General features: G+C 74.6%; 15 protein-coding genes. 12 read left to right on the forward strand and 3 right to left on the reverse strand.

The window, feature by feature from the left end:
• Positions 1 to 41: 41 nt before the first annotated feature.
• The 7 genes from AB4K12_RS10505 (at position 42) to AB4K12_RS10535 (ending at position 14810) form a co-directional block, all read left to right on the forward strand.
• Entirely contained in the window at positions 42 to 3119 is a 3078-nt protein-coding gene (locus AB4K12_RS10505; RefSeq protein WP_368434433.1) for a putative baseplate assembly protein, read from the forward strand.
• Positions 3116 to 7030, forward strand: coding sequence for a putative baseplate assembly protein (locus AB4K12_RS10510; RefSeq protein WP_368433941.1), 3915 nt, complete (start codon positions 3116 to 3118; stop codon positions 7028 to 7030). Before AB4K12_RS10505 ends, AB4K12_RS10510 begins: the two co-directional genes overlap by 4 nt.
• On the forward strand, positions 7027 to 9243 hold the full coding sequence (locus tag AB4K12_RS10515) for a hypothetical protein (RefSeq protein WP_368433942.1): 2217 nt from the start codon (positions 7027 to 7029) through the stop codon (positions 9241 to 9243). The genes AB4K12_RS10510 and AB4K12_RS10515 overlap by 4 nt, the downstream gene beginning before the upstream one ends.
• 37 nt (positions 9244 to 9280) lie before the next feature.
• Complete coding sequence (locus tag AB4K12_RS10520; RefSeq protein WP_368433943.1) at positions 9281 to 10762, forward strand: DUF6519 domain-containing protein; 1482 nt, start codon at positions 9281 to 9283, stop codon at positions 10760 to 10762.
• 114 nt (positions 10763 to 10876) lie between these two features.
• On the forward strand, positions 10877 to 11752 hold the full coding sequence (locus AB4K12_RS10525) for a peptidoglycan-binding protein (RefSeq protein WP_368433944.1): 876 nt from the start codon (positions 10877 to 10879) through the stop codon (positions 11750 to 11752).
• 207 nt (positions 11753 to 11959) lie between these two features.
• Positions 11960 to 13366, forward strand: a complete 1407-nt coding sequence (gene lpdA / locus AB4K12_RS10530; RefSeq protein ID WP_368433945.1) for a dihydrolipoyl dehydrogenase — start codon at positions 11960 to 11962, stop codon at positions 13364 to 13366.
• Between the two features lie 139 nt (positions 13367 to 13505).
• Positions 13506 to 14810 (forward strand): FAD-binding protein, encoded by a 1305-nt coding sequence (locus AB4K12_RS10535; RefSeq protein ID WP_368433946.1) that lies wholly within the window; start codon positions 13506 to 13508, stop codon positions 14808 to 14810.
• Here the strand turns inward: AB4K12_RS10535 and AB4K12_RS10540 are convergent.
• Positions 14800 to 15444, reverse strand: a complete 645-nt coding sequence (locus AB4K12_RS10540) for a TetR/AcrR family transcriptional regulator (protein WP_368433947.1) — start codon at positions 15442 to 15444, stop codon at positions 14800 to 14802. The two genes, AB4K12_RS10535 and AB4K12_RS10540, sit on opposite strands and share 11 nt — an antisense overlap.
• A 187-nt stretch (positions 15445 to 15631) precedes the next feature.
• On the opposite strand from AB4K12_RS10540, the gene AB4K12_RS10545 reads away from it, so the two are divergent.
• From AB4K12_RS10545 to AB4K12_RS10565, 5 genes are all read left to right on the forward strand, one after another.
• Entirely contained in the window at positions 15632 to 16609 is a 978-nt protein-coding gene (locus AB4K12_RS10545; protein ID WP_368433948.1) for a 2Fe-2S iron-sulfur cluster-binding protein, read from the forward strand.
• Between the two features lie 101 nt (positions 16610 to 16710).
• The gene (locus AB4K12_RS10550) at positions 16711 to 17967 is read left to right on the forward strand and encodes a cytochrome P450 (RefSeq protein ID WP_368433949.1); all 1257 of its coding nucleotides are present in this window, start codon (positions 16711 to 16713) and stop codon (positions 17965 to 17967) included.
• Between the two features lie 161 nt (positions 17968 to 18128).
• On the forward strand, positions 18129 to 19622 hold the full coding sequence (locus tag AB4K12_RS10555) for an MFS transporter (RefSeq protein WP_368433950.1): 1494 nt from the start codon (positions 18129 to 18131) through the stop codon (positions 19620 to 19622).
• A gap of 67 nt (positions 19623 to 19689) precedes the next feature.
• A complete protein-coding gene (locus tag AB4K12_RS10560) occupies positions 19690 to 20988 on the forward strand; it encodes an aspartate aminotransferase family protein (protein ID WP_368433951.1) in 1299 nt (432 codons plus the stop codon).
• A 38-nt stretch (positions 20989 to 21026) separates the two neighbouring features.
• A complete protein-coding gene (locus AB4K12_RS10565; protein WP_086566832.1) occupies positions 21027 to 21320 on the forward strand; it encodes a DUF1905 domain-containing protein in 294 nt (97 codons plus the stop codon).
• A 56-nt stretch (positions 21321 to 21376) separates the two neighbouring features.
• On the opposite strand, the gene AB4K12_RS10570 is transcribed toward AB4K12_RS10565, so the two are convergent.
• Positions 21377 to 22198 (reverse strand): alpha/beta fold hydrolase, encoded by an 822-nt coding sequence (locus AB4K12_RS10570; protein WP_368433952.1) that lies wholly within the window; start codon positions 22196 to 22198, stop codon positions 21377 to 21379.
• A gap of 149 nt (positions 22199 to 22347) precedes the next feature.
• Complete coding sequence (locus AB4K12_RS10575; protein ID WP_368433953.1) at positions 22348 to 23109, reverse strand: SDR family NAD(P)-dependent oxidoreductase; 762 nt, start codon at positions 23107 to 23109, stop codon at positions 22348 to 22350.
• Between the last annotated feature and the right edge of the window lie 155 nt (positions 23110 to 23264).

Genomic DNA, 23264 nt, shown 5'->3' on the forward strand with positions numbered 1-23264 from the left:
GCGCCGACGTCCGGCACGCACATCTCAACGGCGTCGACGGGATCGAGGTGTCCGACGACGGCCGCACGCTCACCGTCACGTTCCTCGGCAAGGCGCCCTCGCCGTGCCACATCGGCCCGCACAACATCCGCATCGACGGCGGCCGCCGGATCACCGGCATCCGCGCCGTCGAGGTGACCGTCGAGGCGGAGGAGGACCCGGAGCTCGACGACCGGATGTTCGTCACGCTCGACCGGGCCGGGGACACCTCCCGCTACCGCCTGGGCGTGGTCGAGGCCGATCCGTACGGGCGGCCGGGCGAGCAGCCCTACCGCGGCTTCGACCCGCGCTACCACCGGGCCGAGTTCGGCTTCGACGGCTCGTGCCCCACGACGTTCGACTGCCGGGCCGTCGAACCGTGCCTGCCGGAGGCCGCGCCGCGCCCGGTCATCGACTACACCGCGCGCGACTACGAGAGCCTGCGCCGCCTGGCCCTGGACCGGATGACGCTCACCGCTCCCGACTGGGTCGAGCGGCACGTCCCGGACCTGGGGGTGACGCTGGTCGAGCTGCTCGCCCACACCGCGGACCGGATCGGCTACCAGCAGGACGCGGTCGCCACCGAGGCCTACCTGGACACCGCCCGGCGCAGGGTCTCGGTGCGACGCCACGTCCGGCTGATCGACTACCCGATGCACGACGGGTGCAACGCCCGCGCGTTCGTGGCCCTGGAGGTGGACAGCGCCCTTACCCTCGAGGCCGGAACGTTCCGCTTCGCCGCCGTGGACGTCAGCGGGCTCGGGCCGCAGGAACGGCCGGACCTGGGGCCGGTGGTACCCGACGGAGAGCTCGACGCGCTCACCGAGAACGCCCTGGTGGAGGTGTTCGAACCGCTCGGCGGGTGCGACGTCGGCCTGCGCCCGGAACACAACGCCGTGCGCCTGTGGACCTGGGGCGACGAGGAATGCTCGTTGCCCAGGGGCGCGACCGCGGCCACCCTGCGCGACGAATGGTGCGGGGGGAGCGGGAAGAAGGGGGACGACGGCGGGGAGCGGGAACGCGCGCTCGCGCTGAGCCCCGGCGACGTGTTGCTGATCGAGGAGGTGCTCGGCCCGCGCACCGGAGCCCCCGCCGACGCCGACCCGGCCCACCGGCAGGCCGTACGGCTCACCTCGGTCACCCCCCTCGTGGACGAGCTGTACGACCAGCCCGTCGTCGAGGTGACCTGGTCCCGGGCCGACGCGCTCACCTTCCCGGTGTGCCTCTCCAGCCGTGGCGGCACCGACTGCGCGCCGCTGAGCGACGTCAGCCTCGCCCGCGCCAACGTCGTCCTGGTCGACCACGGCCGCTCGCTCACCCACTGCGACGGCGCACCCGAGGTCGTCCCCGTGCCGCCGGGCCCCGTCATCGCGCCCGGCTGCGAGCCGCCCTCCTTCGGCTGCGGCGACCGCGCCGAGCCCACCGGGCCGGCCGCGGCGGTCCACCGCCTGCTGGACCGTACCCGGGCCGGGTACCAGCTGGAGCCCGACGACGTGCGCGAGCTGTACCACGTCGTGGGCGAGCCGGCCGTGGCCCGGGCCGGGCTCGGCCTCCACCTGGCCCCGGGTCAGGGCGGCGAGGAGCGGGTCTCGCCGCCCGGCGCCGACGCGCAGGCCGCCGTCCTGGAGACCCTGCTCGCCCAGACCGGCTATCCGAACGTGCCGGCCCGCTTCCGCCCTGTCCTGCGGTACGCGCCGGTCACCCAGGCCACCCCGTACCCGGCGCCCGGGCACGTCGCCGAGGGCCAGGCCGATCTGCTCGCCGGCGTGCCGGAGCGGCTGCGGCTGCGCCTGGAGGAGCTGTGGCGGCAGGTGTGCGACGGCGAGGAGCTGACGCCGGAGCAGGTCGACGAGCTCACGGTCGTCTTCGGCGCCCGTACCCTCGAGAGGCTGCACCTGGGCCAGCGGCCCGCGCAGGCCCTGCGCGCCCTGTCGGCCCGCCGCGAACGGCTGCTGGCGGGCAAGCTGCGCCGGCTGTCCGTGCTGCTCGCCCGGGCCCGCGCCGGAGGCGTTCTCGACCGCCGGGTCGCCTGGGAGCTGCGGCACAGCTGGGGCGAGGCCTACGCCGACGGCATCGACCCGGACGACCCCCGCCTCGCCGGGCCCGCCACGGCGATCGTCCAGGACCCCCGCTCCGCCCTCCCCGCCGTCACCGCCCGGGCCGGGGGGAAGACCTGGCGGCCCCGCCGCGATCTGCTCTCCAGCGGGCGCCGGGACCGGCACTTCGTGGGCGAGCTGGAGGACGACGGCACGCTCGCGCTGCGGTTCGGCGACGGCGCGCACGGCGCCGCGCCGCCGCCCGGCTCCCGGATGGAGATCGCGTACCGGATCGGCGGCGGCCCGGCGGGCAACGTCGGCGCCGAGGCCGTCAACCACCTGCTGCTGTGCGGCTCCGGCTCGCCGGACGTCGTCCGGGTGCGCAACCCGCTGCCCGCCGCCGGCGGCACCGGCCCCGAGTCCCTGGAGGACGTACGCCGGCTGGCGCCCCTGGCCCTGCGGAGGACCCGGCTGCGGGCCGTCACCGCCGAGGACTACGCCGAGCTGGCCGCCGGTGTCCCCGGGGTCCAGCGGGCCGCCGCCGACATCCGCTGGACCGGCGCCGCCCAGGAGGTCCATGTGGCCGTCGACCCGCTCGGCGCCGCCGCGCCCGGACCCGTCCTGCTGGAGCGGGTCGGCCACGTCCTCGGCGGCTACCGGCGCATCGGCCACGACGTGGTGGTCCTGCCCGCGCTGCTCATCCCGCTCGACATCGCCCTGGCCGTGTGCGTCGCCCCCGGTCACCAGCGCGGGCACGTCCTCGCCGAGCTGCGCCGGGTGCTGGGCACCGGCGTCCTCCCGGACGGCCGCCTCGGGTTCTTCCACCCGGACGCCCTCACCTTCGGCGAACCCGTCCGCGTCAGCCGGCTGGTCGCCGCGGCCGCCGCCGTACCCGGAGTGGTGAGCGTCCAGGCCACCCGGCTGCGCCGCCTGCACCACCAGGAGGACGGCGAACTCGACGCCGGAATCCTGCGGCTGGGCCCGCTGGAGATCGCCCAGTGCGACAACGACCCGGACCGGCCGGAGAACGGCCGGCTCGCCATCGAGATCGGAGGCGGCCGATGAGCGGCCGATGCGACTGCGGCTGCCGGGGCACCGGGACGGCCACCCCCGCCGAGGTCACCAACCCTCCCGGCCTCGGCGCCATCCGCTACCGGGTGGGCACCCACGGGGAGTTCCTGTCCTCCATGCTCGCCCGGCTCTCCGGGCCCGCCTACCCGGCGCTGCGCGACCTGACCGTACGCACCCCCGACGACCCGGCCGTCGCCCTGCTCGACACCTGGGCCGTCCTGGGCGACCTGCTCACCTTCTACTCCGAGCGGATCGCCAACGAGGGCTATCTGCGCACCGCTACCGAGGACGGCTCCCTCACCCTGCTCGGCCGGCTCGTCGGACACCGGCCCCGCCCCGGCGTGGCCGCCGGCACCTTCCTCGCCTACACCCTCGACCAGGACCCGCGGCCCGGCCAGGAGACGCCCGTGGTGATCCCCCGGGGCGCCCGCAGCCAGAGCGTGCCCGGGCCGGGGGAGGACCCGCAGTCGTTCGAGACGTCGGAGGAGCTGACGGCCCGCTGGTCGTGGAACGAGCTCGCCGTGCGGCGCCGCCGCCCCTACCAGGTGACGCCGCGGCTGCTGGCGGAGCGCACCGAGCTGTTCGTCCAGGGCACCGCGAACAACGTCAAGCCCGGCGATCAGCTGCTGTTCGTGTTCAGCGCCGAGGAGTCCGCCCGCGACAAAAGGTTCCTGCGCACCGTTCCCCACGTCCGGCTCGACCGCGAGAACGACGTGACCGTGATCGGCCTGCCCGTGACGGCCCAGCCGTCGCTCAAGGGCCTGCGCGAGGAACTGGCGAAGTGGATCGACCCGTCCGAGAAGGAGCCGCCCAACCCCCGGCCGAAGGCGAGCCGCCTGGTCGACCGGTTCGACGAGGACGTCCTCGCCCCGCTGCGCCGGGACCTCGAGACGCTCAAGACCGCGAGCGCCTTCGCCGACCGGCTGGGCGCCGACGTGCGGCGGGCGGACGAGGCCGCCGAACTCGCCCGCCCCTACCGGGAGATCGCCGCCTGGTTCCGTAGCCTGGCCGCGACGTTCACCACGCTGATCCGGCAGGCCCGCGCCCTGGAGCCGCCCCAGCCGGCGGACGCCGCACCCAAGCCGCCCCTGACGCCCCTGCCGCCCGGCGGCTCCCGGACGCCGCTCTACGACGGGCTGCGCCTGGGGAACGACCCCGCGCGGGAGGACGGCGGGCAGGCCGGCGCGCCGGCCGGTCCGCTCCACGCGGCGGTCAAGGGCCTGGGCGCCCTGCTGCCCGCCCTGCGCACCACCCCCGTACGGCCGCCGGTCAACGCCCGCCACCTCGCCCGCGACCCCGAGCGCCTCTACGCCCCCGGCTCCGACATCGGCGCCCAGCTGCTGGCCGCGCTCGACCCCAGGCTCCGCGAGGGCCTGAACGACGCCTGGCGGCAGGTGGACCTCACCGCGCCGTCGGCGCTGGCCACGGTGCAGGTGATGAGGGTCACCGCCACCCCCTTCGGGGCGACGGCGCCGCTCGTCCCCCGCTACAAGGACAACCAGATCGCCTACTACGAGGACTGGCCCCTCAGCGGGAACATCTCGCTCGACACGACGGTCACCTACGACAACGACGGCGGTGTCCCGGCGTCCATCGCGTTCACCTACTCGGTGGCCGAGGGCGCCTCGCCCTCGAGGGAACTCACCCTCCGCACCGACCGGGAGATGAACGAGAAGGTCGCCGACGTCGGACCGGGCGACGTGCGGGTACGCACCAAGCTGCCGCCCCGCCCGCCCGCGCCCGCCGGGAAGGACCCCGGCGCCGCCGCGCCCCCGGAGCCCCCGGACCCGCACCAGCTCGGCGTCTCCGCGGAGATGCTGCCCAAGCTGCCCCGGGCCACGGTGTTCGTCTCCCGGCCCGACGACCGGAACAAGGTGCTGGTGACGGTCACCGACGGCGCCGACACGGTGCGGGTCACCCTCGGCCCCGACGAGCTCGGCCCGCAGCAGACGCTCGGCACGCTCAAGGTCACCGCGGCCCGCCGCAAGCCGAAGGACCTGCCCGCCACCGTCAGCGTCACCATCGCCACCCAGCTCGAGGTCACCGACCGCAACAAGCTCGCCCTCGACGCCGTGTACGAGGGCATCGCCCCCGGCAGCTGGATCGCCGTCGAGCGGCCGCGCAAGGGCAGCCCCGGACAGATCCCCGGCGGCAAGGAGTTCGCCCAGGTCGTCACCCGGGTCACCGATGTGCGCGTGCTCTCCCGCGCCGCCTTCGGCATCTCCGGCAAGGTCACCGAACTCACCCTCAAGGACGACTGGCTCGACGCCTACGACGTCAACCTCTCGCACATCAGGGACGCCACCGTCCACGCCCGCGGCGACGCCCTCCGCCTCGCCGAGGAGACGGTCACGGACGACGTCGACGGCAACGAGATCGAACTGGCCGGGCTGTACGACGGGCTGGCACCCGGCCGCTGGGTGGTGTTCAGCGGCGAGCGCACCGACATCCCCGGCACCACCGGAGTACGCGGCACGGAGCTCGCCATGATCGCCGGCGTCGAGCAGCGCGTCGACCCCGCGCGGCCGGGCGACGCCGTGCACACCCTGCTCGTCCTGACCGCGGACCTCGCCCACCGCTACCGGCGCGAGAGCCTGCGCGTCTTCGGCAACGTGGTCGGGGCCACCCACGGCGCCACCCGCGACGAGCCGATCGGCAGCGGCGACGCCGGGAAGGCCGGCCAGTCGTTCGTTTTGTGGCAGTCCCCGCTGACCTGGCTCGCCGACGACAACGCGTCGGGCGCGCGCAGCACCCTGGAGATCAGGGTGGACGGCGTGCTCTGGCACGAGGTGGACAGCCTCGCGGGCCGTGGCCCCCGGGAACGCGTCTACGTCACCGGCACCACGGACACCACCGGCACCGCCGACCCGGCCGCCGCGGGCCGGGTCACCGTCACCTTCGGCGACGGCACCCACGGCGCGCGCCTGCCCACCGGCCACGAGAACGTCCGCGCCCGCTACCGCATCGGCGTCGGCAGGGCCGCCAACGTCAAGGCGGGGCGCGTCACCCAGCCCACCACCCGCCCGCTGGGCGTCAGCGCGGTCGTCAACCCGCTGCCCGCCACCGGCGGCGCCGACCCGGACGGTCCCGGCCTCGCCCGCCGCAACATCCCGCTGGCCGTCACCGCGCTCGACCGCCTCGTCTCCGTCGCCGACTACGAGGACTTCGCCCGCTCCCGGGCGGGCATCGGCCGGGCCAGCGCCCGCGAGGTCTTCGACGGCACCCGGCGCCGCGTGCACGTCACCGTCGCGGGCGTCGACGACATCGCCCTCGGCGACGACTCCGACATCGTGCGCACCCTGCGGACCTCCCTCGCCTCCCACGGCGACCCCCGGGTGCCGGTCACCGTGGCCGTGCGCGAGCTGGTGCTGCTCGTCGTCGCGGCCAACGTCAAGGTGCTTCCCGACCACTCGTGGGACCTGGTGGAACCGGCGGTGCGCCGGGCGCTGGCGGCCCGGCTCGGCTACCCGGCGCGCGAGCTCGGCCGGCCCGCCTACCTGTCGGAGGTGCTGGCCACGGCCCAGTCCGTGCCGGGCGTCGAGTACGTGGACGTGGACGCGTTCACCGGGGTGCCCGGCAGCCTGACCCCCCGGGGGCTCGAGGAGCTGCCCGAGCGGCTCAGGCGCCCCCAGGCGGCGGTGGACGCCCGGCTCGCCGCGTACCACGAGGACCGCTACACGGTCGCGCCCCCGGCCCCGCACACCACCGAGACCCTCACCGAGGTGGCAGCGAAGAACGGCATCACCGTCGCCGAACTGCTGCGGCTCAACCCCGGTATCACCGACACCAGGCCGCTGCCGAAGGGCCGCACGGTGTTCGTCTTCCGCGGCATCCGCCCGGCGCAGTTCGCGCTGCTCTCCCCGGACGTGCCGGACACACTGATCCTTAAGGAGGCACGGGCGTGAACCGTGAGCCCGACGGCCTGCTGGAGCTGCTCCCGCAGTGGCACCGGCTGCGCGACGCCGAGGCGGGGGAGCCGCTGCGCGCCCTGCTCGCCGTGATCGCCGAGCAGGTCGACCTGGTGCGCTCGGGCGTGGAACAGGGCTACGAGGACTGGTTCATCGAGACCTGCGCCGACTGGGCCGTGCCCTACCTCGGCGACCTCGTCGGCTACCGCGTCCTGCCCGGGTACGAGGAGGTGCTGACCACCGGCCTGTCCCCGGGCGGCCCCGGCGGCGGCACGGCCGCCTCGCGGCGGCGCCTCGCCGCCCGGCTCGCCCCCCGCCGCGACGTCGCGGAGACCGTCGCCAACCGGCGGCGCAAGGGCACCCCGGCGCTGCTGGAACAGCTGTCGGCGTCGGTGGCGGAATGGCCCGCCCGGGCGGTGGAGTTCTCCCGGCTGCTGTCCGCCCACCAGCCGGTGCGGCTGTTCGGGGCGGGCCAGGACGCCGCGGGCGCGGCCCGCCCGGCCCGGGGCCGGCTGCTCGACGTCCGCGACGGATCCGCCCTGGACCTGCTCGGCGGGGCCTTCGACCCGGCCGCGCACACCGCCGACGTGCGGCGGGCCGGCTCCGCGCGCCGCAAGAGCGGCTACACCCCGGCCGGCGTCGGCCTGTTCGTATGGCGGCTGGGGGCCTACCCGGTCACCCACGCCCCCGCCTACTGCATCGACCGGGCCCGCAACCTCTACACCTTCTCCATCCTCGGCAACGACAGCCCGCTGGTGGTGAAGCCCGAGCCGGAGCCCTCGCCGTCGCACCTGGCGACCCTGGACGACGTCCCCGCCTTCATCCGCCGCCGGCAGCTCGCCGACCGGCTCACCGACCACTACGGCCCCGGCCGGTCGTTCACCATCTGGCGGGACGGCGGCGACGAGCCGGTGCCGCCCGCCGACATCGTCGTGGCCGACCTCTCCGGCTGGCACTACCGGCCCCGGCGCGGCCAGGTCGTCGTCGACCCCGAGCTCGGCCGGATCGCCTTCGGCGCCCGCACCGCGCCCCGGCACGGGGCGTGGGTCAGCTACCACTACGCGTTCAGCGACGACACGGGCGGCGGCGAATACCCCCGCGAACGCGACACCCCGCCCCGGGCCACGGTCTACCGGGTCGGGCCGGACGGCCCCCACGAGCGCATCATGGACGCCTACGAGCAGTGGCGCTCCGACGGCGGCGCCGAGGCCGTCATCGAGATCACCCACAGCGGCGCCCACCAGGAACAGCTGGACTTCGACCTCTCGCCCGGGGAACGGCTGGAGGTGCGGGCGGCCGAGGGCGCCCGGCCGGTGATCCGCCTGCTCGACTGGTACAGCAACCGGCCCGACGCGCTCAACATCCACGGCAACCCCGGCGACGGGCCGCCGCCGCGCGTCGTCCTGGACGGGCTGCTGGTCACCGGGCGTGGCATCAACGTCACCGGCCCCGTCGGGTCCGTCGTCATCCGGCACTGCACGCTGGTGCCGGGCTGGTCGCTGGAGCCGCGCTGCGAGCCGCACTCGCCGCAGGAGCCCAGCCTGGTCCTGGAATGCACCACGGCCTGCGTGGAGATCGAGCGCAGCGTGCTGGGCACCATCGAGGTCGTCGGCGACGAGGCCGGCACCGACCCGCTGCGCGTCCACATCTCCGACAGCGTCCTGGACGCCACCGGCTCCGACCGCGAGGCCCTCTCCGGGCCCGAGTGCCGCCACGCCCACGCCGTGCTGCACGCCCACCGCACCACGGTGATCGGCGAAGTGCACGTCCACGCCGTCGACATCGCCGAGGACTGCGTCTTCACCGGCCGCGTCAGCGCCGCCCGGCGCGGCATCGGCTGTGTGCGCTTCAGCTATGTGCCCCCGGGCTCGCGCACGCCCCGCCGCTACCACTGCCAGCCGGACGGCGTGCGCGCCGCCGTGCGGGAGAGGGCCGAGAAGGGCGAGATCGACCGGAAGGACGTTCCCGCCCTGCAGGACGCCGAGGCGGCCCGGGTCCGGCCGGTGTTCACCAGCGTCCGCTACGGCACCCCGGCCTACGGCCAGCTGGCCGACGGCTGCGCGCCGGAGATCGGCCGGGGCGCCGAGGACGGATCCGAACTCGGCGCGTTCCACGAGCTCTTCCAGCCGCAGCGCGAGGACAGCCTGCGCGCCCGGCTGGAGGAGTTCTCCCCGGCCGGCACCGACGCCGGGATCATCCACGTCACCTGACCCTGCCCGACGGGCACCTTCCCAGAGGAACCCACACATGCACGCAGACCTCTCCCGTATCACCTTCCGGCCCGCCAAGCACTACTCCGGCGTGCTCGCCCAGCAGGGCCGGGTCCAGCTCGACGCGGACGCCAACGAACAGCACGCCATCCAGCAGCACCAGGCCCGCACCCTGGCCGCCGACCTGATCGGGCAGCACGGCGGCCCGTACGGCGCCGCCGGCTTCCGCATCGCCTACTGCCGGGGCGAGAAGACGCTCGACAACCTGGCGATCCACGGCGGGCGTTACTACGTGGACGGCATCCTGTGCGACGCCGGCCTGCCGCCGGCGGGGATACCCGCCGGGGAGGGCTCGGACCCGAAGGCCGCCGACGGCGCCGCGCCCGAGGGCGAGCCGGCAGGTGAGCCGGAGGGCGGGCAGAGCCCCTGCGACGACCCCGCCGTCTGGACGTACTGGAACCAGCCCGACGCCTACCGCGACCCCGAGAAGCCCGCCGACCGGCTGCCGACGCAGTTCCCCTACCTCGTCTGCCTCACGGTGTGGGAGCGGGCGGTCACCGCGGCCGAGGACCCCGAGATCCGGGAGGTGGCCCTCGGCCCCGCCCTCCCGGACACGGCGGCCAGGATCAAGACGGTCTGGCAGGTGCTGCCCCTGCCCGCCGCCGAGCTGACCGTGCCCCAGAGCCCGACGGCCGCCCAGGTCCGCGAGGCGTTCCGGACCTGGGCCGACGCCCGCCGTGCCCCGGCCGCCTCGGCCGCGTTCCGTGCCGAGCGCCCGGAGCGCACCGACGAGGAGCCGTGCCTGACCCGGCCCGAGTACCGCTACCGGGGCCCGGAGAACCAGCTGTACCGCGTGGAGATCCACACCGGGGGGACGGCCGAGACCGCCACCTTCAAGTGGTCCCGGGAGAACGGCTCCGTCGTCTTCCCCGTCGCCGCGCTCGACGGCACCTGGGTGGAGCTCGCCACGCTCGGCGGCGACGACAAGCTGGACCTGAACGCCGGGGACCGGGTCGAGCTCGCCGACTCCGCCTACACCAGCCGCGGCGAGAGCGCCGAGCTGCTGCGGGTGGAGGAGGTGGACGTCCCCGGACGCCGGGTGCGGCTGAACGCCGAACCGGGCCCGGGCACCGGCAGGCTGCCGGGCCTGCACCCCTTCCTGCGCCGCTGGGACCACCGCGCGCCCGGGGCGCGCGGCACCGCCCGGCAGCACCGCGACGGCGCGCTGAAGGTCGTCGAGGGCACGTGGCTGGACCTGGAGGACGGGCTGCAGGTGTGGTTCGAGCCCGGCGGCCGCTACCGCCCCGGTGACTACTGGAGCGCGCCCGCCCGCACCGCCACCGGCGCGGTGGAGTGGCCGGCGGCGGCCGACCGCCGGCCACTGCTGCAGCCCCCGGCGGGCATCGACGTCCACTACGCCCCGCTCGCCTGGGTGGGGGCCGACGGGGCGGTGACCGACCTGCGGTACACCTTCCGGCCGCTGGCGGCACCCGTCGAGGCGGCCACGACCGGCGGGTGAACGACCCGTTCCCGGCCGACGGGTGAACGACCCGTTCCGGACCACCGTCCCGCCGGGCGCACGGCCGCCCGGCGGGCGCGGATCACACGCGTGCACATCCCAAGGAGGAGAACCATGGCACAGCCCTTATCCGCCGACCGACTCGTCGCCGCACTCCGCGAGGAGGGCCTGAGGGTCGTGGAGCACCGCAGCTGGCGCACCCACAACCGCAACGGCAAGGGCCCGTGGGGCCCGATGAACGGAGTGGTCGTCCACCACACCGTCTCCTCGGGCACCATGAGCTCGGTCGACCTCTGCTACGACGGCTACGACGAACTGCCCGGCCCGCTCTGTCACGGCGTCATCGTCAAGGACGGCACGGTCTACCTCGTGGGCAACGGCAGATCCAACCACGCCGGGCTCGGGGACGGCGACGTCCTCGACGCGGTCATCGCCGAGCGGCCGCTGCCCGAGCCCGACGAGAACGACACCGACGGCAACGCCCGCTTCTACGGCTTCGAGTGCGTCAACCTGGGCGACGGCAAGGACCCCTGGCCCGCCGCCCAGCTCGAGGCCATCGAGAAGGCGTCGGCCGCCATCTGCCGGGCCCACGGCTGGACCGAGCGCTCGGTGATCGGCCACAAGGAGTGGACCAACACCAAGAACGACCCGCTGGGCTTCACCATGGCCTCCATGCGCTCCCGGATCGGCGCCCGCCTGCGGCGCAAGCCGGACGGCCCCCTGCCGAACCCGCCGCAGGGCCAGTACGCCCCCTTCCCCGGCAGCGACTTCTTCCGCGCCGGCCGGCGCAGCGCCCTCATCACCGCCATGGGCGTACGGCTCGTGGAGGAGGGCTGCGGCCGCTACGAGGAGGGCCCCGGCCCGGAGTGGACGGAGACCGACCGCGCCTCGTACGCGGCCTGGCAGCGCAAGCTCGGCTACTCCGGCTCGGACGCCGACGGCATGCCGGGCGAGACGAGCTGGACGAAGCTCAAGGTGCCCAGGGTCTGAAGGCCGGGCCCTCGCGCCCGGCGCGTGCGGGACGACCGCGAACCGATACCGCCCGCCTGCCGGACTCCCATCCGGCGGGCGGGCGGTCCGCGTGCGGGTGGTGCGCGTGAGGGTGGTGCGCAGCCGGGCCGACCCCGGCCCGCGCCGCCTGGTGATCTAAGGTCGCCGTAGCGGCTTGCCGATCACTTCCATGGGAGAGCACGGATCATGAGCACACACTTCGACGTCGTCGTCCTGGGCGCGGGCCCGGGAGGCTACACCGCGGCGGTCCGCTCCGCCCAACTCGGCCTGCGCGTCGCCGTGGTCGAGGAGAAGTACTGGGGCGGGGTGTGCCTCAACGTCGGCTGCATCCCCTCCAAGGCGCTGCTGCGCAACGCCGAACTCGCCCACACCGTCACCCGCGAGGCGAAGACCTACGGCATCAAGGTCGAGGGCAGCATCAGCTTCGACTACGCCGAGGCGTTCAAGCGCAGCCGCAAGGTGGCGGACGGCCGCGTCAGCGGCGTGCACTACCTGATGAAGAAGAACGGCATCACCGAGTACGACGGCCGGGGCACCTTCACCGACGACCGCACGCTCCAGGTGGCGCTGACGGCCGGCGGCACCGAGACCGTGACGTTCGACCACTGCGTCATCGCCGCCGGCGCCTCGACGCGCCTGCTGCCCGGCACCTCCCTCAGCGAGCGCGTGGTCACCTACGAGGAGCAGATCCTCACCGACCGGCTGCCGGAGAGCATCATCATCGCGGGCGCCGGCGCGATCGGCGTCGAGTTCGCGTACGTCCTGCACAACTACGGCGTCCAGGTCACCGTCGTCGAGTTCCTCGACCGGCTCGTGCCGCTGGAGGACGCCGACGTCTCGGCCGAACTCGCCAAGCAGTACCGCAAGCTGGGCATCAAGGTCCTGACGTCCACCCGGGTCGAGTCGATCGACGACACCGACCCGGCGGCCAAGGTCCGGGTCACCGTCACCCGCGACGGACAGCAGGAGGTGCTCGAGGCCGACAAGGTGCTCCAGGCCATCGGCTTCGCCCCGCGCGTGACCGGCTACGGCCTCGAGACCACCGGCGTGCGGCTGACCGAGCGCGGCGCGATCGACGTGGACGCGCGCGGCCGCACCAGCGTGCCGCACATCTTCGCCATCGGCGACGTCACCGCCAAGCTGATGCTGGCGCACGCCGCCGAGGCGATGGCCATGGTGGCCGCCGAGACGATCGCGGACGCGGAGACCATGGAGCTGGACTTCACCATGATCCCGCGCGCCACCTACTGCCAGCCGCAGATCGCCAGCTTCGGCTGGACCGAGGCCCAGGCCCGGGAACAGGGCTTCGACGTACAGGTGGTCAAGTTCCCCTTCTCGGCCAACGGCAAGGCCCACGGCCTCGGTCACCCCACCGGCTTCGTGAAGGTCATCAGCGACGGCCGCCACGGCGAGCTGCTCGGCGCCCACCTGATCGGTCCCGAGGTCACCGAGCTGCTCCCCGAGCTGACCCTGGCCCAGCAGTGGGACCTGACCGTCCACGAGGTCGCCCGCAACATCCACGCGCACCCCACGCTGGGCGAAGCGGTGAAGGAGGCCGTGCACGGCCTCGCCGGTCACATGATCAACATGTGACGCCGGGCGCTCCGGGCCGTACGCGCGAGCGCCCGGCCCGGAGCGCCCGCGGAAGTGCGCACGCCGCGATATGTCGTTCCGGCGGCCCCGGCGGGGACGATCGGCCCCGCACGGTCAAGCGGTCGACGTATTCGGAGTGATGGTGGTCAAGACGATCGTCGGTGAGGCCGTGCCGGGTCTCCGTGGTGTCCTCAGCACCCGTGAGGCCGATCTCGACGCCGCTGCACGGGACTTCGGCAACCGGGTGCGACGGCGTCCGCTCGCCGTGCTGCGTCCCGCCGACGCGGGCGACGTGGCGGCGGTCGTACGGTTCGGCCGGGAGCACGGCATCACGGTGGTGCCCCGGGGCGGCGGGCACGCCGTCGACGGGCAGGCCCAGGCGCGGGACGGCATCGTCGTCGACCTGAGCTCCCTGGACGGGGTGGGCGAGGCGGGCCCCGACGCCGTCGCGGTGGACGCCGGAGCCCGGTGGGACGCGGTCGCCGACGCCGTCCTGCCCGCGGGGCTCACGCCCCTCGTGCTGCCGGACCACCTCGGGCTGACCGTCGGAGGGACGCTGTCCGCCGGCGGCTTCGGCGGCACCAGCCACCGCCACGGCTGCGTGGCCGACACCGTGCGCGACCTCGAGGTCGTCACCCCGTCCGGGGAACGGGTCACCTGCTCGCCGACCGGGAACGCCGCGCTCTTCGACGCGGTGCGCGGCACCCAGGGCGAGCACGGGATCATCACCCGCGCCACCCTCGCGCTGACACGGGCCCCGGGCGCGGCCCGCCGCCACCTGCTCCCGTACCGCGACCTCGGCACGTTCCTCGCCGACCAGCGACGGCTGATCGAGGACGGGCGCTTCCACCACGTCGAGGGCCAGGCCCGGCCCGCCGGCGACGGGGAAGGGGCGGGCTGGCTCTTCGTCCTCGAGGCCATGGCCGCCTTCGACCCGCCGCACGCGCCCGACGACCGCGCGCTGCTCGCCGGCCTCTCCCACCGGCGCGGCGCCGAGGAGACCGAGACCACCGGCTACGGCGACTTCCTGCGGCGGGCCGCGCCGCTGGAGGCCCGGCTGCGCGACACCGGATCGTGGCAGGACGACCCCCATCCCCGCTGCAACGTGCTGCTGCCGGGCCGGCACGCCGAGGACGTCATCGCCGCCACGCTCGCCGGCCTCACGGCGGCCGATATCGGCCCCGGCGGCGGCGTCCTGCTCTACCCGGTGCCCACCGATCGCATCGTCGCCCCGTATGCGCCGAAGGCGGCGGGCGACGCCGTCACCGTCCTCTTCGGGCTGCAGCGCACGGCGCGGCGCGGGGATCCGGACACCCTCGAACGGATGCTGCGCGGCAACGAGGCCCTGCGCGAGGCCGCGGCGGCCGTGGGCGGCGTCCGCTACACCGCGCCCACCGCGTTCCACGAGGCGCGGGTGACCTCGGGTACGCCGCCTACGACTTGATCTCGTCGACGATGGTGTCGACGACGTGCGCGGCGAGCCCGTCGACCAGGGCGCGGTCCTGCCCCTTGAGCGGGCCGCGGGTCGCCAGGTCGGCGAAGCCGTGGACCATCGACCAGCACACCCATTCGGCGTTCACCCGCCGCTCGGGGGTCAGCGCGCCGGCGGCGACCATCTCGTCGAGGGCGTCGAGCAGCAGCTGGTAGGGCGGCGCGACGCGGTCGCCCACGGTGGCGGGCGGGGCGTCGCCGTCGGACTCGTCCCGGGTCAGGATGGCGACGTCGAACCAGCCGGGCTCGCTGAGCGCGAAGTGGATATAGCCCAGGCCCACTCCGCGCAGGTTCCGTACGGCCCGCGCGGCGCGGTCGGCGCCGGCGTCGTCCCCGAGGGCGGTCATCCGGTCGCGCATGGCGTGGGCGAGCCGGTCCTGGGCCTCCGCGGCGACGGCGAGGACGAGGGCCCGCCGGTCGGCGAAGTGCCGGTAGGCGGCGTTCGGGGTGACCCCCACGGAGCGGGTGACCACCCGCAGGCCCAGCGCTCCGGCCCCGCCCTCGCGCGCGAGCTTCACCCCGGCCTCCACCAGCGCGGCGCGCAGGTCGCCGTGGTGGTACGAGCGCGAGCGCGTGTCTTGGCTCATGGTCCGCAATTCCTCCCCGGCCCAGTGTACAGGGTGAACATCGCTGGTCAGCGGCCCGAGGCGGGTCCCGGCCGGTGCCCGGGGGGCCGTACTGGCGTGATGCGGCGGGTGTTTGAGCACGTCAGGAGAAGACGGCGCGGAGGTCGGCATGGAAGCGTTTGACGGGAGCGGAATCACTACTTTTCGAATGTTCGAACACCGAGGGAGGGAGCCCGGTTTGGAGCCGCGCGAGCTGACGCTGCGCGTGACGGCCAAGGACGCCGTCGCCGACGACGTGGTCGTCCTCCACCTCGCCCACCCCGACGGCGACCGGCTGCCGGACTGGACGCCCGGCGCGCACATCGACCTCGTCCTGCCGTGCGGGGTCACCCGCCAGTACTCCCTGTGCGGGGACCGCTGGGACGCCCACCGCTACCGGATCGCCGTGCTGCGCGAGCCGGACGGCCGGGGCGGCTCGGCGTATGTGCACGACCGGCTCCGGGTCGGGGACGGCGTCGGCGTGGGCGGCCCGCGCAACAACTTCCCGCTCGTGCCCGCCGACCACTACCTGTTCGTCGCGGGAGGCATCGGCATCACCCCGCTGCTGCCGATGATCCACCAGGCGCGGCTGGTCGGGGCCGACTGGCACCTCCTCTACGGCGGCCCCCGCCGCCGGTCGATGGCCTTCCTCGACGAACTGGCCCGCTACGGCGACCGCGTCCACGTCCTGCCCGAGGACGAGCGCGGCAGACCCGACCTGGCGGCCTGGCTGGGAGAAGTGCGCGACGACCTGCGGGTGTACTGCTGCGGGCCGGCCGGGCTGCTCGCCGCCGCCGAGGCCGCGTGCGCCCACTGGCCCGCCGCGACGCTGCGGACCGAGCGGTTCACCGCCCGCGAGCGGCGGGCGCCGGTACGGGACGCGCCGTTCGAGGTCGTCCTGGCGCGCACCGGGGCGAGGGTGACCGTAGCCCCCGGCACGACCGTGCTGGACGCCGTGCGGTCGGCCGGCGCGGACGTGCTGTCGTCGTGCCGGGAGGGCACCTGCGGCACCTGCGAGGCCGCCGTGGTCGACGGCGTGGTGGACCACCGCGACGCCCTGCTCACCGACGACGAACGCGCCGCCGGGGACCGCATGTACCCCTGCGTGTCCCGCTCCTGCGGCGCCCGGCTCGTACTGGACCTGTGAGGCCGGGCCCGGTGGGACCCGGACCCGTGGGACGACCGCGCCCGCGACGGACACCACGACCGGCCGGAGAACCGGCCCCCGAGGCGACGGAGGTCGCGACCATGACCGAGACCCCGGTCGGCGGGGCACCCGCCGGCGGGCCGTCCCTGCCCGTCATCGACACCGACCCCTTCGGCCACGAGGTGCTGACGGACCCGCTGCCGCTGGACGCCGCGCTGCGCGAGGCCGGGCCGCTGGTGTACCTGAGCGCGCACGACATCTACGCGGTGGCCCGCCACGAGCACGTGTACGCGGCGCTGCGCGACTGGCAGGGCTTCCAGTCCGGGGCCGGGGTGGGCCTGTACAACTTCCGTACCCACAAGGCCTGGCGGCCGCTGAGCGCGCTGGTGGAGGCCGACCCGCCGCACCACGACGCCCCGCGCCGGGTGCTGTCCGCCCTGCTCGGGCCCCGTACGCAACGCCGGCTGCGCGCGGAGTGGACGGCGGCGGCGCGGGAGATGGTCGACGGGCTGCTGACCACGGGCGCGGGGGACGGGCGCGCCGGTTCCGTCGTGGAGTTCGACGCCGTGACCCGCCTCGCGGAGGCGTTCCCGCTGCGGGTGTTCCCCGACGCGCTCGGCCTTCCCGAGGACGGGCGGGAGAAGCTCCTGCCCTTCAGCGACTTCCTGCTCAACGCCTTCGGCCCGCGCAACGAGCTCGTCGTCCGGGACGCGCCGCGGGCGAGGGAGCTGTCGGACTGGGTCGTCGCCCACTGCGAGCGCGAGGCGCTCGCCGAGGGCGGGTTCGGGGCGGAGATCTGGGCGGCGGCCGACCGCGGCGAGATCACCCCCGAACAGGCGCCCTCCGTGGTGCGCTCGCTGTTCGCGGCCGGCGTCAACACCACCGTGCACGCGCTGGCCGCGGTGCTGTACGCGCTCGCCACCCACCCCGCGCAGTGGCGGAGGCTGCGCGCCCAACCGGGCCTGGCGCGGGTGGCGTTCGAGGAGGCGGTGCGCTGGGCGTCGCCGGTGCAGACGTTCTTCCGTACCGCCACCGCCTCCGCGCGGGTCGACGGCGTGGCGGTGCCCGACGGCGCGAAGGTCCTGCTGTTCCTCGGCGCCGCCAACCGCGATCCCCGGCGCTGGGCCGAACCCCACGCCTACGACCTGTCCCGCGACCCCTCCGGGCATGTGGGGTTCGGCTTCGGCATCCATCAGTGCGTGGGCCAGAACCTGGCGCGCCTGGAGGCCGAGTGCCTGCTCACCGCCCTCGTCGAACGGGTCGCGGAGCTGGAGGCCGCCGGGCCCGCCCGACGCCGCCTCAACAACACGCTGCGGGCCTGGGATTCGATTCCGGTTCGGGCCCGCATCGCACCGTAGTGCGGGGGTCGCTCCGTTCCCATCTGGGTGTTTGCCTCGCTCATCGATGCGATATACCGTGTGGGCACAGCTGATGTGGACAGTGTGAACTCCCGTCCTCATCGCGCGGCCGGCCGAGCGTCATCTCGCAGGCGCACAACGCTGATCAAGGGAGAAATCGCGTGACCACGGTCAATTCGAGTGCGGCGGCGGATGACGCCGAGGTCCCCCGCACGGCGGCGGACCCCCGCCGATGGCTGGTGCTGGCCCTCTTATCCGGTCTGCAGTTCATGATCCTGCTGGACATGACCGCGGTGAACGTGGCGTTACCGCAGATCCAGAACGGGCTCGGCTTCTCCCCGGCCGGCCTGGCCTGGGTCGTCAACGGCTATGTCCTGGCGGCCGGCGGGCTGTTGATGCTCGGCGGCCGGCTGGCCGACGTCTTCGGCCGGCGGCGGCTGCTGGTGACCGGCGTCGTCGTCTTCGCGGTCTCCTCGGCGGTCTCCGGGGCCGCCGTCGACCCCTGGATGATGATCGTGGGCCGGGTCGGCCAGGGCACCGCCGAGGCGCTCGCCGCCCCCGCCTCCCTCGGCCTGATCGCCCTGCTCTTCACCGACGCGAAGGAGCGCACGAAGGCGCTCGGCGTCTGGGGCGGCATCATCGGACTGGGCAGCACCGTCGGCTCCGTCATCTCCGGCCTGCTGACCGACCTGGCGTCCTGGCGCTGGATCTTCTTCATCAACCTCCCCGTCGCCCTCCTCGTCCTCGTGATGGTTCCCCGGCTGGTGTCGGAGAGCCGGATGGTGCGGGAGAAGGGCCAGGCGCTCGACGTCGTCGGCGGCATCACGCTCACCCTGGGCCTGACCGGCGTCGTCTACGGCCTGCTGCACGCGGCCGACCACTCCTGGGGCTCCACCACGGTCGTGGTCCCGCTCGTCGCCGGCGCCGCGCTGCTCGTGGCGATGCTCCTCATCGAACGCCGCGCCCGCAACCCCCTCATCCCGCTGGGCTTCTTCGCCAACCGCACCAGGTCGGTCGTCAACGCCGCCACGCTGTTCTTCATGGCCGCGTTCATCTCCTACAGCTTTATGCTGACCCTCTTCGAACAGCAGGTGCTGGACTACTCCCCGCTGGTCAGCGGGCTGGCCTGGCTGCCGCTGAGCGTCGCCATCGGCGCCGGCATCGCCGTGGGCACCGCGCTGATCCCCCGCGTGGGCATCCGCCCGGTGGCGGCCGTCGGATACGTCGGCGCCGGCGTGGGCCTCTTCATCACCAGCACGATCGACGTGAACAGCTCCTACCTCGGCGGGATCCTGCCGGGCATGGTGGTGTTCGGCCTGTTCGCCGGCGCCAGCATGCCCGCCGCGACCAACGCCGCGCTGCACGGGGTCACCGTCCAGGACTCCAGCCTGGCCTCGGGCGTGCAGAGCACCATGCAGCAGATCGGCGGGGCGCTCGGCGTGGCCATCCTGGTGGCCCTCGCGATCCGGCACGCCGGCGACGCCATCGGCGGCGGCACCCGCCCCGACATCGCGACGACGGAGGGCTACGCCCTGGCCATCCGCATCGGCGGGGCGCTGATCGTCTTCGGCGGGATCCTCCTCGCGGCGCTGCTGGAGAAGGTCGACACCACACTGCGGGACCCGACGGCCGAGCGCCTCGCGGACGCCCGCTGATGAGGGCCGCCGGGAGGTCCGCGACCGCTCGGCGGCCTGCCCAACCGAGCCGGAAGGGGTACGAGGGATGAACGCGCTCCCCACGGACCCGGCCGTCGAGAGCCGGGCCGGCCTGCTCGCCGTCGACGCCGACCACCTGTGGCACCCCTGGTCGCCGAGCCGCGTCAGCCCGGACACCGTCGTCGCGGTGTCCGGGCGGGGGTGCGAGGTGTGGGACGCGGACGGCCGCCGCTACCTCGACGCCAAGTCCTCGGGCCTGAACGCCACGCTCGGCTACGGCTGCCGTCCCGTCATCGACGCGGTGAACGCCCAGCTGTCCCGCCTGATGACCTACGACATGGGCGAGGGCGCCAACGTGCCGGCCATCCGGCTGGCGCGGCGCGTCGCGGAGCTGACGGGGCCGCCGCTGACCCGCACCTTCTTCTGCAACAGCGGGTCCGAGGCGATGGAGACGTGCATCCGCATCGCGCGCTTCTACCACGCGGTCCTCGGAGCGCCCCGGCGCCACCTCGTCGTCTCGTTCGAGAACGCCTACCACGGCGCGACCATGGCCGCCGCCGCGTGCTCGGCGGGCTCGTCGCCCGTGGCGAAGGAGGTGACGCCCGCCGGCTTCGTCACCCTGCCCCGGCCCGCCCGGGCCGCCGACGGGGCCGGCGCCCTGCGGGACTTCCTCGCCCGGCACGGCGACCGCACCGCCGCGGTGCTCGTCGAGCCGGTGCAGTCACGGGGCGGCCACCTCCTGCCCGACGCCTGCCTGCGCGACGTACGGGAGCTCTGCGACCGGCACGGCGTCCTGCTGGTCCTCGACGAGGTGACGACCGGATTCGGCAGAACGGGCCGGATGTTCGGCCACCAGCACTCCGGGGTCCGCCCCGACCTCCTGGCCACCAGCAAGGGGCTGACGGCCGGGTACATGTCGCTGGCCGCGGTCACCACGACGGAGCACGTCTTCGACGTCTTCGACGCGAACAAGACGAAGGCCGGCTTCGTCCACGGCCACACCCACTCCGGCCACGCCGCCGCCTGCGCGGCCGGGCTGGCGGTGCTCGACGTCGTCGAGTCCGAGGGCCTGGTCGCCAACGCCGAGGCCCGCGGCGCCCAGCTGCTGGCCGCCCTGGAGGAGACGCGACCGCTGCCGTACGTCCGCGACGTCCGCGGCCGCGGGCTGCTGGTCTCCCTCGAACTGGACGGCTCGCGGCGCGCCGCACGCGTGCGTGCGCACATGAAGGACGGCGGCGTCCTCGTCCGGCGCACCGGGCCGAACGTCCTCGTCGCCCCGCCGCTGATCGTCACCCGGGACGAGACCGAGCGGATAGCGACCGCGCTGCTGGCCGCCGTGTCGGCGGCGGCGACGCCCGCGCCATGACCCCGCCACAGAGAACGACGGAACAAGGAGAACGCACCATGCCCGAGGCACCGAAGACCGCCCAGACCATCGACACGAAGTTCACTGCGCCCATCACCCAGGACAACAACAGCGGCTGGACCTGTGTGCTCATGCCCGGATCCAGCGAGTTCTTCGGCACGGGCAGGGCCGTCAAGGTCGCCGGCACGGTCGACGGGCACGCCTTCCAGGCCACCATGCTGCCGGTCGGCAACGGAGTCCACATGCTCCCGCTCAAGGCGGCCCTGCGGAAGGTCCTGGCCAAGGACCAGGGCGACGAGATCACCGTGCACCTCGAGCAGCGCTTCAGCTGACCGGTCGCACGCAGGGCCCCGCCGTCCCGTGACGGCGGGGCCCTGCTCGCGCGGTGCTACGCCACCGGGCTGTTCAGCACCTTCCTCAGTACGTCGGCGAACTCCTCGGGCCGCTCGAGGAAGCCGACGTGCTCGCCGGGGAACTCGACCGGCAGCGAGCCGAGCAGCTCGCACAGCGCCATGGACGTCCGGTACGTCTCCAGGGCGCCGGAGTCGGCGCCGATGCCGACGACGACCCGCGCCGGACCGGAGGCCAGGGCGCGCGTCCCGGGCACGTAGCGGGTGGTGTGCCGCAGCTCGTGGGCGAAGAAGCGGGCGCCGTCGACGAGGTCCATGGGCGAGGGCTCGTCCGGCGCGGCCGCCGGGGCGTCGCCGTCCCCATCGCCGGCGAGCCCGGATCCGGCCATGAACTTCCACCAGGCCGCCTCCGCGCCTTCCCGGTGGAACGTCTCCACGATGTCGTCGACCATGGCACGTCGGTCGGCGGCGTCGGGCAGCAGCTCCAGCAGCGGAGGCTCGTGCGCGACGAGGGTCCGCACCCGCTCGGGGTGCCGCTCCACCAGCGCGAGCCCGGTGACAGCGCCGCCGCTGCTGCCGAACACGTCGGCGGTGCCGGCCCCCACCACGTTCAGGAGGGCGGCGACGTCGTCCGCCCGCAGCTCGGGGGTGGAGTCCTGCTCGGGGTCGTCGAGGGCGCTGCCCGCGATGCCGCGCGGGTCGTGGGTGACGACGGTGTAGTCGCCCACGAGCGCGTCGGCCAGCGGCGCGAAGGCGGCGATGCCCATGGGCGACCCCAGGAGCAGCAGCACCGGTCCCGCCCCGCGCACCTCGTAGCGCAGGTGCGCTCCCGGGACGCCGAGGGTCCGCGTCATCGTCATGGCCGGTGGTCCTTCCGTGAGCGGTCGTGGCGACGGCGGGGGAGGGGGCCGTTGGGCCCGTCCAACTCCCGTTCGTCACGCAGCTCAACGTTTCTGCAGCCGCTCAGGTCACTGCCGAGGACGCGTGAAGGACATGCCGGCACCGCGTCTCAGCGGAAGACGCGCTCCATCACCCTGCGGGCCACGGGCCGCGGCGCGTGGTCGAGCGCCGCCGTCATCAGCCGTGTGACGGTGCCCGGGACGGTCACCGTCCGCCCGGCGTCCCACGCCCGCAGCGCCCCGGCCACCACCTCCTCGGCCGTGGTGTGCCCCGGGGTCTTCTCCACCCGGTCGCCGAGCCCCGCCACGTCCCCGAACTCCGTGACGGTCGGCCCCGGGCACAGCGCCATGGCCCGTACGCCGGTGCCCCGCAGCTCGCACGACAGCGCCTCGGCGAACGACAGCAGGAACGCCTTGCTGGCCCCGTACGCCGCCAGGTAGGGCGTGGTGACGAAGCCGAGCGTCGACGCCACGACGATGACGCCGCCGGAGCCGCGCGCGACCATCCGCGGCACGACCCGGGAGGTCAGGTCCACGCTCGCCATCACGTTCAGCCGCAGCATGGCGAGCGTGTCGGAGGGATCCGTCTCGGTGAACCTCCCGCGGATGCCCCGGCCGGCGTTGCAGACGAGCAGCCCGGCGCCGCCGAGCTCCTCGGCGCGGGCGGCCACCGCCTCGGTCGCGCCGTCCGCGGTCAGGTCGCGGACCTCGGCGACCACGCGTCCGTCGGAACCGGCCTCGAGGGCCGCGAGGCGGTCGGCCCGCCGGGCCACGGCCAGGACCCGGTGGCCGCGCGCGAGCAGGACGCGGGTGAACTCCGCGCCGATACCGGAGGACGCCCCGGTGACGATCGCCAGTGGTGCCTCAGACATGGTTGCTCCCAGGGGAAGACGCCGGCGCACGATCGGTGTCTCGAAACTACGTGCCCCGGCCTTCCGCCCGCTTCTCGCTGTGTGCCATATGTGCGAGGGTGGCCGCGTGATCGGCGTCACGCTCCCGGCGGCCGTGCGCCGATGTCGAAATCCGC

The sequence above is a fragment of the Streptomyces sp. C36 genome, assembly GCF_040932295.1.
Taxonomy (GTDB): domain Bacteria; phylum Actinomycetota; class Actinomycetes; order Streptomycetales; family Streptomycetaceae; genus Streptomyces; species Streptomyces triculaminicus.